A 13,899-nucleotide genomic window follows, 5' to 3' on the forward strand; every position below is an offset into this window, starting at 1 on the left:
AGAGGGTGTGGGCGTGTTCTGGTTTCGGCATGCGAACATCTGTTAGAATGAAAATAAGAAGCGCTTATGGAGGGATGAGAATGGACCAAGGGCGCAAAGCATTGCGGCAATTGTTTACGGAAGTGGGATTGCCGCCGGAATGGTTGGAACGCGAATTGGCTCATGCCCGCATCAAAGAAGTGCGGGTGGATCAGGCCAAGCGGACGTGGCACGTGCACCTCCACGCGGGGGAACCGCTTGAGCCGGAGATATGGCAAACCTTGCAACAACGCGTGAGACAGCACTTTGAACCGGAAGTGAAGGTCTCTTTTTTTTTTCAGTATGACCGTTTAAACCATGAGGTCATCTTGGCCAAATACCGGTTTTGGATTCAAAAATGGATCGAACAAGCGCACACGCCTGCTGCGGCGACTTGGTTCGGGCAAGCTGAATGGCGAGTGGAACGGCAACAGATCGAAGTGGTGTTTGCCAATCCGGCCGTATGGCAGATGGCCCGGGAGCGTGAGTTGGATTCGCTCATCGCCAAGTACTATCGCCGCATCACCGGTCAAGAGGTGCCCGTGCGCCTGACTTTCCGAGGGGAAAGCGGAAACGACCACCCGTGAGTAGCTTACCGGGTAGCGTCGTGTTTTCGCTTCTTGAGGGCAGCAGAAACACCGAAAAGATGTGTCACGACCATGTGTTTTTGGGAATAGAGTTAGGGGGAGCAACTACATTGTAATAAGACCACCCGTGCATTCTCCTTGAAAACGTGGCTTACACCAAAGGACAAGTGGTCAGATCATTTTCATTTGTTATGTGGCTTTTCAAACATCATCATGGTTCAGGTGACGACCCGATGGAGACAATCCTATGCACGGACCAAATGAGTCGGAGGCTTACTTTTCTTGAAACGACATGGATTGACAAAAGGACAAGCCCCCCAAGTGCAGGAATGAGGTTAGCTTTTGTTGGTGTCAGCAATTGAGATGAAAGAGGCTGGGGACATGGTCTTCACTTGGTTGGAAGTTGGTGATCCTGCCGCATAGAAATCAGGCCCTGTATCTGGGAGCCTGTCCGTCGCCGTCAGCAAACGGATGCATATCCTATTAATAGGTTTATAGAAAAGGGAGGATGCATTTGAAAAAGGTCGGGGTTCAATGGGATGGGGTTTATCAGCTTCTCCTTCATGATGAGATCATGGAAGACCATTTGCCGGAGACCTGGTTGTTGAATGCGGAGAGTTTTCATTGGATGTGGGGGCGGTATCCGGAATTGGTGCTGAAACCGACAGGTAGAAAAGAAGGCGGAAGAGAGATCCGCTTGCAGAGGATCGACTGCCAATGGGCTGAATGGCGCATGGACATGAAATCCGTTCGCATTCCGACGGAAGAGTTGCTTCCACGGTTGCAACGGCTGATGCATAAATCCAGAACTCCTTATTTGTTGCAACAGGCCATACCCCGAGCGGAAGTGCGCGGACAACCCTTTGAGGTACGGGTGCTGACGCACCGCATAGAACCTAAGCAGGCAGAGTGGCAAGTGCTGGGGATGATCGTGGTAATGGCGGAAGAAGCGACAGAGCGCAAGAAGCTTAAGGAAGATCGCCTCAGCCTTCAAACGGCGCTGGAAGAGTCCAACATCTGTTCTCCCGATGTGCAACGTTTGACGGACACGATGACTCGGCTGGCCATTCGTGCGGCAGAAAGATTGTCGCCGTCGTTTCCGCGACAACGCATGCTGGGATTTGATTTTGCAGTGGATTTTCAAGGCTGGGTGTGGTTACTAGAGGCTTTTCCCAAACCCTCCCTTGCCCTGTTTTTGGAACAGTTGCAAAAAAAAGATATGACTCAATATCGAGAAGCGGCAAAAAAAGTGCGGAAGCATGGATGAGGCGGAATTTTCCGCCTGAGAATGTTGACAAACCCTGCGAATCAACTTTGTTGATCGCAGGGTTTTTGTATATAAAAGGGATATAAACAATTAATGGATGAATATCAACCCATATAAACTTAAAACCACCTCCCTTACCTGCTCTCGAAAGCAGCATAGCCAACTTTTTTATGTTTTGAGCCACAGCAGTTAGGAGGCATTGCTCTTGAATTTTTGCAAGCCCCCTGTAGCGTGCGTATCGAAGACCATGAAGTTCCTTCGCGTCAGCGAAGCTACGTTCAATCGTTTCTTTTCGACGCTTATATAAAGTTTTTCCACGTGGGCTCAAGCGATTTTGTCTAACCCACTCTTTTGCATCTTCCCATACATGACGTGTTAGGATTTTTGTGTGGTTCTTTGACTTTGTGCAATTCTTAAGAAAAGGACATTGCTTACAAATCTCGGGATTGGATTTGTACTGTCTGTATCCTTCACGGTTGGTCGTTCGATATGTAAGTTGATGCTTTGCTGGACAAAGATATACATCTTGCTCAGGAATATACTTAAATCTCCATTTCGGAAAGAGGTCTTTATCTGGTCGAAAACTCCGATGTGCAATAACCGTAAAGATTCCTTGTCCTCTCAATTCACGACAAATAGGCATAGTTAAATAACCAGAATCCAGAGCAACAGCTTTCACCGAAAAGCCGAAGCGGCTTTTCTGACGATTTAACCTTTCTAAATAAGGAACTGAATCATGGACATTTCCTGGTGTAACAAATACATCTGTAATGAAGTTATGTAAACCATCGACAGTACGATGATCGAGATAGAAAAAGCCTTCGGGTTTTCCATCTCGAACCATATAACCACTATCTGGATCGGTCGTACTTACACGAATTTCTTTCGTTTCAACCTTTATGGGCTTTTTTTTTAAAGGCTTCTTTCCGTGCTCTTCTCGATCTTGCTCAATTGCTTGTTCTAAATCATCCATATATCCTTTGGGAGTAACTTTAACTAATTGTTTTTTGAACTTTCCTTTATTGGCATTGGCTTTAAGAAAAGTGGAGTCACTAAAAAGCTCTTTTCCTTGAATAAATCCATGTTGGATCGCCTGAATGACAATTTCATCAAATATTTCCTGATAAATAGTGGAGCTTTGGAACCGTCTTCGACGGTTTTGACTGAAAGTAGATGCATGTGGGACTGGGTCGGTTAGAGATAACCCTACAAACCAACGGTAAGCGATGTTAACTTTAATCTCCTCAATGAGTCGGCGTTCGGAACGAATGCCGAACAAATATCCAATGAGTAGCATTTTAAATAACATAATTGGGTCAAGACATGGACGCCCATTATCTTGGCAGTATAATTCTTTACATTTCTCAGCAATGAAGGAGAAGTCGATCGTTTCATTAATTTTCCGTAACAAGTGATCTCGTGGAACTAATTCTTCTATGTTAACTAGTTCTGGTTGATGTTCTTTACTCGGGTTTGTTCTAAACATAGAAAAAACTCCTTATAGAGTGTTTTTTATTGATTCGACAAAAAAGGCTGCTGACCCTGCCTTTCAAGGCAGTTTGTCAGCAGCCTCAGGCGGAATTTTCCGCCTCTTGTTTCGTTGTGTAAGCATCGGAAGTCATTTTCCATTTTATGGTTGTCAATCAGAAAGTGGTTTGGTAGAATTTAGAAATCAGTACAGAGACAGCAAGATATGATGGGAAATCGGAGGAGGATGCAAATGGAACGGATATGTGTGTATGCAGGTTCTAATCCCGGCAACAAACCGCTTTACCGCGAAGCGGCTCGGGAATTGGGAAAATGCTTGGCGATGCGGGGAATCGAGTTGGTCTATGGGGGTTCGCGCTTAGGTTTGATGGGGGCAGTGGCCGAAGCCGCATTGGCAGGGGGGGGCCGAGTGATCGGCGTGATGCCGACGGCCTTGTTCCGGGGTGAAATGGTTCACCAATCACTCACCCAATTGATCGAAGTAGCGGATATGCATGAACGAAAAGCGAAGATGATGGAGCTGTCTGATGGTTTTATCGCTTTGCCTGGCGGCTACGGCACACTGGAAGAAGTGTTTGAGGTGTTGAGCTGGGGACAACTCGGCATTCACAAGAAGCCGATTGGTTTGCTAAATATTGACGGCTATTATGAACCGGTGTTGGACATGATCCAAAAGGCTGTCAGTGAGGGCTTTTTTCCGAAAGACCATGGGCAAATCGTGATTTGCGAGAGTGATCCCGCTCGGTTGTTGGCGCTGATGGAGCAATATCAGCCACCAGCGTTGCAGACGAAATGGACGGAGTTGGCTGAGCGGAAATAACCTTCAGCAGTACCCACCAACCTGCTGGGCTTTACTAGGTGGGTGCTCTGCATGATGCTTTCAAAAAGATTGTGAGGATGTATTCATTTTCTATGGTCGGTAATGTTATACTATAAATGTATAAAAAGCAGTCATAGAGACATGACTGCTTCTTTATGAAATGCTTTTTATGCTTGAGGTGGTTCGCCGTGGCCGCGAAGCTTCATGTCGAATCCCCTCCTTTCACATAATGTTCCACATAATACTGAAATACCCTATTTTTGTATTTCTCGTAGTTTTCATGATCTTCCCCTTCGCAACATTGGGCCAGCTTTACCAGAACCTCGGGTTCATTGGCTTTCAGCGCGTGGCGTTCAACAAGATGAAGGGCTTGTTGAAAGCATTCCCGCGCTTTATTCGTTCGCTTCTGCGACATGTAGCAATCTCCCAGCGCAGTGAGTGCAGTGCAGTATTTCAATGCGTCGTTGGTCCGTTGCCCGAGCTGAACGGCCTTTTCCAAAGCTTGTTGTGCGAGGGTGATTTTTTTTGACTCTAAGTATAGCACACCCAATTTGGTATAGGTAGATACCAAGATATTTTTTTTTCTGACTTTTTTCTCTAATTTTAAAGCAGTCCGAAAACATATTTCCGCTTTGGAGGGTTCATTGGCGTTTTTGAAGCTTTCACCCAGAGCTGTCCATAATTCAAATGACCGATCCACGTTTTGGTCCAAACGCGCCATGCGGATCGCTTTGGTGGCATATTCGACGGCTTTTTCATACAATTGTTGCTTGATGAGAAGCTGGGCATGCACTTCGTACATAATCAGCCGGATTTCCATGCTGTCGATCTTGCCGATGTCCGCCCACATCTCTTCCAAGGTGCGCATGGCTTCTTCATTGCGGTTTAGCTTTTCCAAATAAATAGCCTTCGACGTCTTGAGGATGTATATAATATAATCGCGGTCGCTGTCTGGGTCTGGATGGTAGGCTTCCAATCCTTTTTCAATGTATGCCAATGCTTGTTCCAAGTCGTTTTGATAGTAACAGCAACGGCCCAACTCGTTATAAGTGGAAGCTTTCAGGTTGGACGTTTCCAATTCAGGATGTTGGTTGATGATGCTGAGTGCTTTCAGATATTGGGCTTGGGCTTTCTTCCAGTGTCCTTTGCGGTCATTGTATTTGCCTTTTAAAAACAAATGCCAAGCCTGCAAAGGGTGGTCATTGTCGATTTCTAGTTTGCGAAGCTCTTCCAATCCTTCTTCTGGTCCCACCATGTCTATGTCATGTTCGATGGCAAATAGCTTAAACTTCAGTTGTTCCTCGCCATCGCGTACGTTTTCATACGATTCGGAGAGATGTTCAGGATCGAGGGACAGTTTGTTGCAAATGCGGATAATGATATCCTCACTCACAATTTCCCCTTTCTCCACTTTTCTGATGGCATGCAGTTTTAAGCAGTCATCCACCAAATCACTTTGTCGCAACCCTAGTTCTTTGCGTTTTTTCTTGATCAGCCGCGCGGCGTGTTCGTGATCAAGCGGTAACAAAAGCTTCACCTCCTGGTTTTTAAAAAAAATTATTTTGTGGATTAGGAGGAAAATCCCTTCCTTTTTATGCAAATGTGCAACTTGCCAATGCATATGTTTGTCTAAATTGAGGGATATTTATTTAATTAGGCAAATATCTTCATAAACCCTGCCCTCATTTGTGATTTTTTATTAATTTGCAAATTGTCTTAGAGATTTATAAACTGGTATCAGTAACAGTTTATTAATATGTGTGAGAAAAACAAAGAGAGAATATACCGGGAGGGTGTTTCATATGTTGAAGGTACAAGTAGAGGGTCAAATGGAAAAAGTCCAACCGTTTCTGTCGGATCTAAAACAGCGTTCACAGGTTGAATTACTGGAAAATCAGCCGATGGACAAGGAAAAAAGCCAGTGCGCAGATGTCAAGGTCACCTGCTATATTCATCATCATTCGCGGCGTTCCGTCAAAACCCTGCAACTTGAAACAGAAAACGGGCAAGTGATTCGTTTGCCGCTGATGGATTTGATCGAGGCAGAAGTGCAAGACGGTGTAAAAATCTTTGCTGGGCGTTCATTCGATATTTTTGGTTGATTTTTTAATAAGGCATTGATGTTTTATCATTTTGATTACTAGACTGCAAGGAACGCAAGAACAAACTCCACAAGCCATTCATCCATTCATCTCTGAAACGTTTCCCCTTTTTACCACTGTTGCTTCTATGATAGCGCGAAACGAAAAAATCCTTTGATATAAATCTTGGCAACGTATCCTCTGGCAGGTCCGACCAAAACCGATGGGTTACATAGAGAAGATAATAGAATATAGCGAATTGATGAGGACCTTTTCATAGGTCTTTTTTTATTTGATATAATGGAAGGGAGGGAGGTGCAGTCGCAAAAGTTGGCTGTGCTTTTTTGCGGTTTCATAACATCAAGGCGAAGAGGTGCGGCAATAGCGCGTGCGAAAGGATTGAGTCGCCATGGATGATGGGCAAGTGGTGAAGGGAATCGTCGACCCGTATTTTTTCCGGAGCGAGGTGCAGTTTTTTGGTGAGGTTTGGAGCTGCCAGTCGCCGGAAATTCATTTATTTTTAAAATATTTAAACGAGGGATGCAAGGCTGAAGCTTGGCGTGCATTGACCAATTTAGTGGAACGGGGATATGGATTTCTGAAAAAAATGGATGGGCCGTTCATATTGGTTTACTTTAACCGGCATCAGAGAAAAGGGTTTTTCTATCGCAGTTTTTTGTGCAAATCCCCTTTATATTATCGGCGGAGGGGGCGGCAATGGCTGTGGGGCATGGCGGTGCCCGATCTGCTTGAAGCAGGGCGTTCGGTGTTGGCGCAGGTGGATTCCGACCGGGTGCTTGATTCTTATTTGCACGGGGGCTTGCCGGAAACGGCTTCTTTCTACCGTGACATACACCGCCTTCCCGCCGGGGGATTGGCCGAGTATGAAAATGAACGCATCCGGGTTCGTACGTTTGACGTTCCTTCTCCGCAACCGCATCTGATGAAATGGCGTACCGAAGATCTGATGTCTTACTTGCACGATGCGATGGTGAAACGGTTGCTCTGGCGTGAACCAGGGCGCCGGGAAGAGAAAATGGGCGTACTGCTTAGTGACGGCGAACAGGGGCCAGCTACCGTTTCCTTGTTGAAACCATTCTCCGGCCCGTTGGTAGCCTATATGATCAATGAACGGGACACACAGCTTGCTTTTGCGCAAGCTCAGCGTATTTCACAATTGGCGGAAGTGCCCTGTGTTATTTTGGAATGGGAGGCCACTGCCAAGGCTTATCTGCCTGCTACATGGCTTCCATCTTTTCGTCTCGCGGCGTCACATCTTCATTATTGGCGAGAACAATGCGTACATGATCGGGTGACACGGTTGTGTTATGATGCGGTTTTTGCCGCAGGTAGCACGGAGGCGAGAAGGCCTGCACTTTTTATTCACTGGGAACGGTGGCGCAACAACCAGCCGTGGTCGCAAGCATTGTTTCCCGCTTTGACGCTGTTCAGTAAAAGAGCCAAAGAACAGTTGCTTGCGCGTGAGCTTGAGTTGCGTTCGCGTCATTCTCGCTTGTGGCCGATTCAAAGCTGGTTGAATGAGGAGGATGCTTTGTTTTACACCCCGTTTTGGCGGGAAGAAGGATTGCGCTTTTTGTATCCGGCTTTGAGTCGGGAATGGTTGGAAGTGGCTATTTCCGTTCCCAAAAAGCATGCTTTGTCCTTGCAGTTGTTGAGCGGATGGATGGGCCTTTCCGCTAATCTTCCCGCGCCGTTCGCCAGCTCTCCGGCCACGGTTGGCCGCAGAGAATGGATTCCGTCGCATTTGCGTGTATGGACGGGCAAACAATGGTTGGAAGAGCATCCCCATTTGGTGGAGTGGCAATGGGTCGACCCGGATCAAGTCATGCGGCTGTGGACAGAGAGAGGGAATATGGCGACTTTATGGGAGGAAATGCGGTGGATGAAGCAGGTTGAACAGTGGTTGAGTGGACTGGAACGACTCACTGTTTCTTAAGCCGGGGTGACAAGAGGGGCAAGCGGTTGCCATAACAAAGCTTGCCTCCAGAACCCCTTATAAGGGGGAGTGAGTGGTTTTTTCGCTTTCTGTGAATAAGTTAGAGAGGAGGGATGGTGGAAGAGGGGGGAGGTTCGTGATAGAACGGATCAGAGAACAAAGGGAGAGATTAAAAAGGCAATTGCTTGCTGCCCAGTCCGCGGACGGGAGTTGGAACTTTTGCTTTGAAAGCGGGCCGATGACCGATGCGTATTATCTGTTGTTGCTTAAGGTGCTTGGGATGGAGGCAGACGGGTTACAACCGGCTTTGATTGAACGTCTGTTAGCCAACCAGACCGATGAGGGAACATGGAAAACCTATCCCGATGAGTCGGAGGGTAACGTGTCGGCGACATTGGAGGCGTGTTTGGCTCTTTTCTATACAGGAGCCAAAGATCCGAGCGATCCACGGATGAAGCGGGCGCGCCAGTTTTTGTTGGAGCAAAGCGGGTCGAGCCGTGCGGGGAGTTTGACCAAGGTGACGCTCAGTTTGTTTGGTCACAAACAATGGGGGTTCAGGATGAGAGTGCCGGTGGAGTTTTTTTTGATGCCCCGCTGGAGTCCGATTCAATTTTTTGATTTGGTGGGTTACGCTCGGGTACATGTAGCTCCGGCCATCCTGGCGGCGGATCGTCGGTTTTCTGTCCAGTTGCCGGGGAAACAGGAGATTGATGAGTGGTTGCCGCAAGCACCGTCTTTGCCAAGCGATCAAGCTCTGCTACCGGATGGGTGGAGTTTGGAAGTGACGATGCGAGAGATTCGTCGACAAGCGGCGCTTCGGCGAGAGTTGCATGAAAAGGCGGTGCGATGGGGACGGGATTTTATGTTGAGCCGAATCGAAGGGGACGGCACGTTGTACAGTTACCTATCCAGCACCTATCTGATGATTTTTGCGTTGTTGTCCTTGGGCTTTCCAAAACACCATCCTGTAGTGCGACGCGCAATGGGAGGATTGGCTTCATTTGCTTGTTCAACACCGACTGGAACACATATTCAAGAAGCGACATCGACGGTGTGGGACACGGCATTGGTGTTGCAAAGCTTGGGAATGGCCGGGCTTGAGCAAGGCAGCGACACGTGGCAGCGCGGTGCCCGCTTTTTGTTGTCCATGCAACAGGATCGCCTTGGAGATTGGGCGCGCGACAATCCCGGTGTCCGTCCGGGCGGGTGGGGATTTTCTCGCAGTAATACCATGAATCCCGATATTGACGACACTTTGGCGAGCCTAAGCGCTTTGTCTCCGTTGCGTGGGAAAGGAGCCGAGGGAGAAGCGTGGGAGCGCGGCTTGGCTTGGCTTTTGTCGATGCAAAATGATGATGGCGGTTGGTCGGCTTTTGAGAAGAATAAGGATAAACGGTGGTTGTCTCTGATACCACTGAAAGAAGGGAAACAAGTGTGGGGAGACCCCTCTAGTGCAGACATAACCGGACGAGTGTTACGTTTTCTGGGCGAGCATGTCGGTTGGACGATTGACCGGCCCGAGGTGCGTCGTGCTTGGAGTTGGCTGTATCACCATCAGCGGTTGGACGGTTCATGGTTTGGCCGTTGGGGGATCGCTTATCTGTATGGCACGTGGGCGGCTTTGACTGGACTGGCGGCGGTGGGTGTGCCACGTCATCAGCCGATGATTAAAAAAGCACTCAAATGGCTGGTATCTAAACAAAACGAAGATGGTGGCTGGGGAGAATCCTGCAAAAGCGATGTGAAACGGACTTACATCCGATTGCCGCGATCAACCGTGGTGCAAACGGCATGGGCCCTTGATGCCTTGATCTCGTACCATGAACAGCCGACTCCGGTGATTGAGCGCGGAATGGCCTGTTTGCTGTCGCTACTGGAACAGCCCAACTCATGGCAGTGGCGGTATCCGGTGGGAGCGGGGCTTGCGGGACAATTTTATGCAACGTACCATAGTTACCCCTTGATCTGGCCGTTGCAAACACTGACCCGGTATCTTGAAAAATGGGGCTGACATTTGGGTGGAAAGCGGGTGAGTGAACGAACAAAAACCATCCTTTCTCTCACAGAGATGGATGGTTCAGGCGATAAACAACCCTGACAAAGGGTCTGATATGATATGTGAGCGAAGTGATGAACGAACTGCCTCCCGATTTGCGGAGGTAGGCCTGACCATCCCTTTCGTTCGCAAAAGGCAGAAGGCTTCAGCTATTCTTCGCCTTTGATGACGATGCCGAGCAATCCCGGACCGGCATGCACGGACAAGGCGGGGCCGATGGAGCTGATGTGCAGATGGAGTATGTTCTCGTATTCCTGCAATTGTTTTTTTAACGCCTCCGCTTCTTGTTCGGCTTTGCTGTGCACGATGGCGATGCTTGCTTTGGCCTGTTTGATCTGCTCAGTAATCGGCTCCAACATTTTCTTCAACGCTTGCTTTTTGCCGCGCGCCATGGTGAGCGGGGTGAGCTTCCCTTCATGGTCAAAGGTGATGATTGGCTTAATATTGAGCATGGAACCAAGCGCCGCGGCCACTTTGCCGATCCGTCCGCCTTTTTGCAGATACTCAAGTGAATCGACGATAAAGATGCCTTTAATACGCTCTTTCACTTCTTCCAAACGGTTCAGAATATCCTGGTAATGCCAATTTTCCTGGACGAGCTTGGCCGCTTCCAATACGAGGAAGCCGATGATCCAGGAAACACCTTTGGAATCGATTACATCGATTTTCATGGAGTAATCATTAGCCATCAATCGGAAGGTATTGTATGTGCCGCTTAAGCTGGGGGACACGGGGATGACGATACAATGGGTGAATCCGTCTTGCTCCAATTGTTGGAACAATCGGGCCATGTCTGCAGGCGAGGGCATGGAGGTGGTAGGTATTTCTTGGTCTAACCGTTCTACCACATCTTCAGGAGTAATGTCGATCCCATCACGGTATTCGCCGTGCTGGTAAATGACGCGCAACGGAACAACATGTATATTGAATTTTCTTGCAAATTCTGTCGATAGGTCTGCCGAACTATCCGTCACAACTGCGATTTTTTGCATTAGAATCCCCCTTTTGGTACATCCAGTATACTTCTAGTTTAAGTGGTATGCAAGCGTAATAGAATGGTTTTATTATGAAATATATATTATTATATGTAAAAATAATAAAAATCGGAAACGATGGGGACAGTGGAAGAAGCCAAAGCGATCCCAATTTGAATCGCTTTGGCTTTTGCTTATTTCGTTGTGCCAATCTGGTTTGCGCGCGCCGCTTGTTTGAAGGCGGAGAGCGCAACGTCTACATCCCCGTCGGCTGCAAAGCGTTGAAGCAATTGGTTCAAAGTAGTTAAAAACGCAGGGGGAACGGCCGATCCATGAGCGAGGCTGGGGGAGAAATGATTCTGTTTGAAATCTTCCATGGCTTGTTTGCTGTAGGCGTCGTACTTTTTCATATCGGCATCCAAACGGGTGGGAATCGATCCTTTGTGCAAATTGAGTGCGTCTTGCCCGTCGATCGACCCAGCCACTTCCAGGAACTTTTTGGTGGCGTCGGGGTGCTTGGCTCCTTTGGGCAGCCCGAAAGCATCCACGACAGCTACGAAGATTCCTTTGGTGTTGGGGGCGGTGGCAAAGCCGATCTCCTCGTTTACTTTTAATTTTAGCTCGTGGGATAAATACGCTTTGGCCCAATCGCCCATGACGGTCATCGCGGCTTCCCCTTTGCCTACCATCTGTACCGAGGCGCGCCAATCACGGGTGGCGTGATCGGGATTGACGTAAGAAAGCATCTTTTTGTAAGTGTTGAATGCTTGTTCGATACGGGGATCATCTAAGGGGATGTGACCGCTCCACAATTTATTGTAATCAATCGGACCCAGGGTACCCACCAGGACGCATTCAAATAGCTGGGTGGCAGGCCACGTCTCTTTGCTACCCAAGGCCAAGGGTGTCACCCCTTTTTGCTTGAGTTGCTCAGCTACCTCGAAGAAATCATCAAATGTAGTTGGTGGTTTCAATCCATATCGGCTGAAAACGGATGCGTTGTACCAAAGCACGTTGCTACGGTGGACATTGACGGGAATAGCGTAGATATTGCCTTCTTTGCTGACCATTTGAACAAGGGAAGCAGGAAAGGTGTCGATCCAGCCCTGTTGAGTGAACAACTCGTTAAGGGGCTCCAGTTTGCCAGCAGCCGCCAAGCCAGCGGTCAGCTCCGCCCCACCATGGACTTGAAAAGTATCAGGAGGATGATTGTTGTTTATGCGGGCAGCGATCTTCGTTTGGAAACCGGTACCCGCACTTCCCGGTACCCCCGACTTGGTTACTTTGACATCGGGATGTTGCTGATTGAACACCTGCAACAAGGCATTTAAGCTCGCTTCTTCGTGTGGTTCGGTCCACCAACTGTACAATTCCAATGCTTTCGACTGCTCAGGTGATTCTGGAGCAGAAGTGGCCGCCGGTTGGCTACAAGCTGTTAATACCAGTGTGAAAGCAACGAGAAGAGCAAGATTGAACTTCACCTTTCGCAAATGAGCACCCTCCTTGTGCGGTTTACTGGAAAGTTTTCAATTATCAAACTAGAATTATTATCTAATATTTCGGAATAAAAGTATATAGTTTTGTTGGTAGGGCTGATCTGCCTTTGGCCTAAGGCATGCCTAAATAAGTATGTCTGGCAGCTTCAACATCGTTTTCTTGCTCCTTGTTTGGCGCTGATATGGAAAAGATGTCTCCGCCGCCTTGCCTGCGTCAGCTTGCAAGATCATCAGACATATTTTACAGGCGTTGCTTTTGATTAAAGTGGACAATGCGAGCGACCCAACCGCGTGGCAGAAACCGGCAGATGAAGATAAAGAAGCGGTAAGCTAGTCCAGGGATAACCACAGTTTGCCCTTTCATCATGCCATTAAAGCCCGCCTGTGCCACCCGGCGGACATCGAGAGCGCTTTTGTCCACATGCGGTGGGTTGTTCATCTTGGCGCGATGTTTAAATTTCGTATCAGTGGGGCCGGGACACAACGCGGTGACAGTAACACCCGTGCCGCGGAGCTCTTCTTGTAGCGCCTCGGAAAAAGAGAGCACGTACGCTTTCGTCGCGTAATAGACGGACATTAGCGGCCCCGGCATGAAAGATGCCAGCGATGCCACTTGTAGGATGCGGCCGGATCGGGATGCCACCATATGTGGCACAAACAGTTTGGTTAATTGCGTCAGGGCGGTCACATTGACTGTAATCATGTCGGTTTCCACAGACAGATCGGTGGTTGTGAAAGGGCCTAATAAACCAAATCCGGCATTGTTCACCAGATAATCAATGGCCCACCCGTTTGTTTGGCATGTTCGATACACTGTTTCTGCTGCGTGCGGTTGGCCGAGATCTTGGACAATGATATGTGCTTGAATGCGATGGCTCTTTTTTAAAGATTGGGCCACAGCGTGCAATTTGGCTTGATCGCGCGCAACCAAGACCACGTCATGTCCGGCGGCGGCAAATAGTGTGGCCAATTCTCTGCCAATGCCTTCTGAAGCTCCAGTGATTAAAGCGATACCCATTATCTGTTCCTCCGCTTTGAGGTTTTCTAAATGATGTTGATATGATTCTCGCAGTCATCTTACTACATTTCGCTGACTTTCAACAATTTTCATATGGAGCGGTGTTTACCACATTTGTTGTTGGCGGGTGTAAGGTT

General features: G+C 48.2%; 10 protein-coding genes and 1 pseudogene. 6 read left to right on the forward strand and 5 right to left on the reverse strand.

What is annotated here, in order from left to right; all coding sequences use genetic code 11:
• Positions 1-80: 80 nt before the first annotated feature.
• On the forward strand, positions 81-605 hold the full coding sequence (locus tag NYR52_RS04535) for a PolC-type DNA polymerase III N-terminal domain-containing protein (RefSeq protein ID WP_158283192.1): 525 nt from the start codon (positions 81-83) through the stop codon (positions 603-605).
• 574 nt (positions 606-1,179) lie between these two features.
• Positions 1,180-1,872 carry a YheC/YheD family protein gene (locus tag NYR52_RS16715; protein WP_375163196.1) on the forward strand — a complete coding sequence of 231 codons (693 nt, stop codon included), beginning with the start codon at positions 1,180-1,182 and terminating at the stop codon, positions 1,870-1,872.
• Positions 1,873-2,008: 136 nt separating this feature from the next.
• Here NYR52_RS16715 and NYR52_RS04540 read toward each other — a convergent pair.
• Positions 2,009-3,358 (reverse strand): annotated as a pseudogene (locus NYR52_RS04540) (IS1182 family transposase); the annotation flags it as partial.
• A 234-nt stretch (positions 3,359-3,592) separates the two neighbouring features.
• Here NYR52_RS04540 and NYR52_RS04545 point away from each other — a divergent pair.
• Complete coding sequence (locus tag NYR52_RS04545; protein ID WP_259436395.1) at positions 3,593-4,180, forward strand: LOG family protein; 588 nt, start codon at positions 3,593-3,595, stop codon at positions 4,178-4,180.
• A 202-nt stretch (positions 4,181-4,382) separates the two neighbouring features.
• On the opposite strand, the gene NYR52_RS04550 is transcribed toward NYR52_RS04545, so the two are convergent.
• The gene (locus tag NYR52_RS04550; protein WP_259436396.1) at positions 4,383-5,708 is read right to left on the reverse strand and encodes a helix-turn-helix domain-containing protein; all 1,326 of its coding nucleotides are present in this window, start codon (positions 5,706-5,708) and stop codon (positions 4,383-4,385) included.
• A gap of 274 nt (positions 5,709-5,982) precedes the next feature.
• Between NYR52_RS04550 and NYR52_RS04555 the strand changes: the two genes are divergently transcribed.
• The 3 genes from NYR52_RS04555 to NYR52_RS04565 all read left to right on the forward strand — a co-directional run bounded on the left by NYR52_RS04555 (position 5,983) and on the right by NYR52_RS04565 (position 10,229).
• On the forward strand, positions 5,983-6,282 hold the full coding sequence (locus NYR52_RS04555; RefSeq protein ID WP_022735782.1) for a hypothetical protein: 300 nt from the start codon (positions 5,983-5,985) through the stop codon (positions 6,280-6,282).
• A 388-nt stretch (positions 6,283-6,670) separates the two neighbouring features.
• Positions 6,671-8,218 carry an asparagine synthetase B family protein gene (locus NYR52_RS04560; RefSeq protein ID WP_259436397.1) on the forward strand — a complete coding sequence of 516 codons (1,548 nt, stop codon included), beginning with the start codon at positions 6,671-6,673 and terminating at the stop codon, positions 8,216-8,218.
• Positions 8,219-8,354: 136 nt separating this feature from the next.
• A complete protein-coding gene (locus NYR52_RS04565; protein WP_259436398.1) occupies positions 8,355-10,229 on the forward strand; it encodes a terpene cyclase/mutase family protein in 1,875 nt (624 codons plus the stop codon).
• 194 nt (positions 10,230-10,423) lie between these two features.
• On the opposite strand, the gene fakB is transcribed toward NYR52_RS04565, so the two are convergent.
• From fakB to NYR52_RS04580, 3 genes are all read right to left on the reverse strand, one after another.
• Positions 10,424-11,266, reverse strand: coding sequence for a fatty acid kinase binding subunit FakB (gene fakB / locus NYR52_RS04570; RefSeq protein ID WP_132219840.1), 843 nt, complete (start codon positions 11,264-11,266; stop codon positions 10,424-10,426).
• Positions 11,267-11,442: 176 nt separating this feature from the next.
• A complete protein-coding gene (locus NYR52_RS04575) occupies positions 11,443-12,738 on the reverse strand; it encodes an ABC transporter substrate-binding protein (RefSeq protein ID WP_132219841.1) in 1,296 nt (431 codons plus the stop codon).
• 247 nt (positions 12,739-12,985) lie between these two features.
• A complete protein-coding gene (locus tag NYR52_RS04580) occupies positions 12,986-13,762 on the reverse strand; it encodes an SDR family NAD(P)-dependent oxidoreductase (protein ID WP_259436399.1) in 777 nt (258 codons plus the stop codon).
• Between the last annotated feature and the right edge of the window lie 137 nt (positions 13,763-13,899).

The sequence above is a fragment of the Laceyella sacchari genome (assembly GCF_024927925.1).
Classification (GTDB): domain Bacteria; phylum Bacillota; class Bacilli; order Thermoactinomycetales; family Thermoactinomycetaceae; genus Laceyella; species Laceyella sacchari.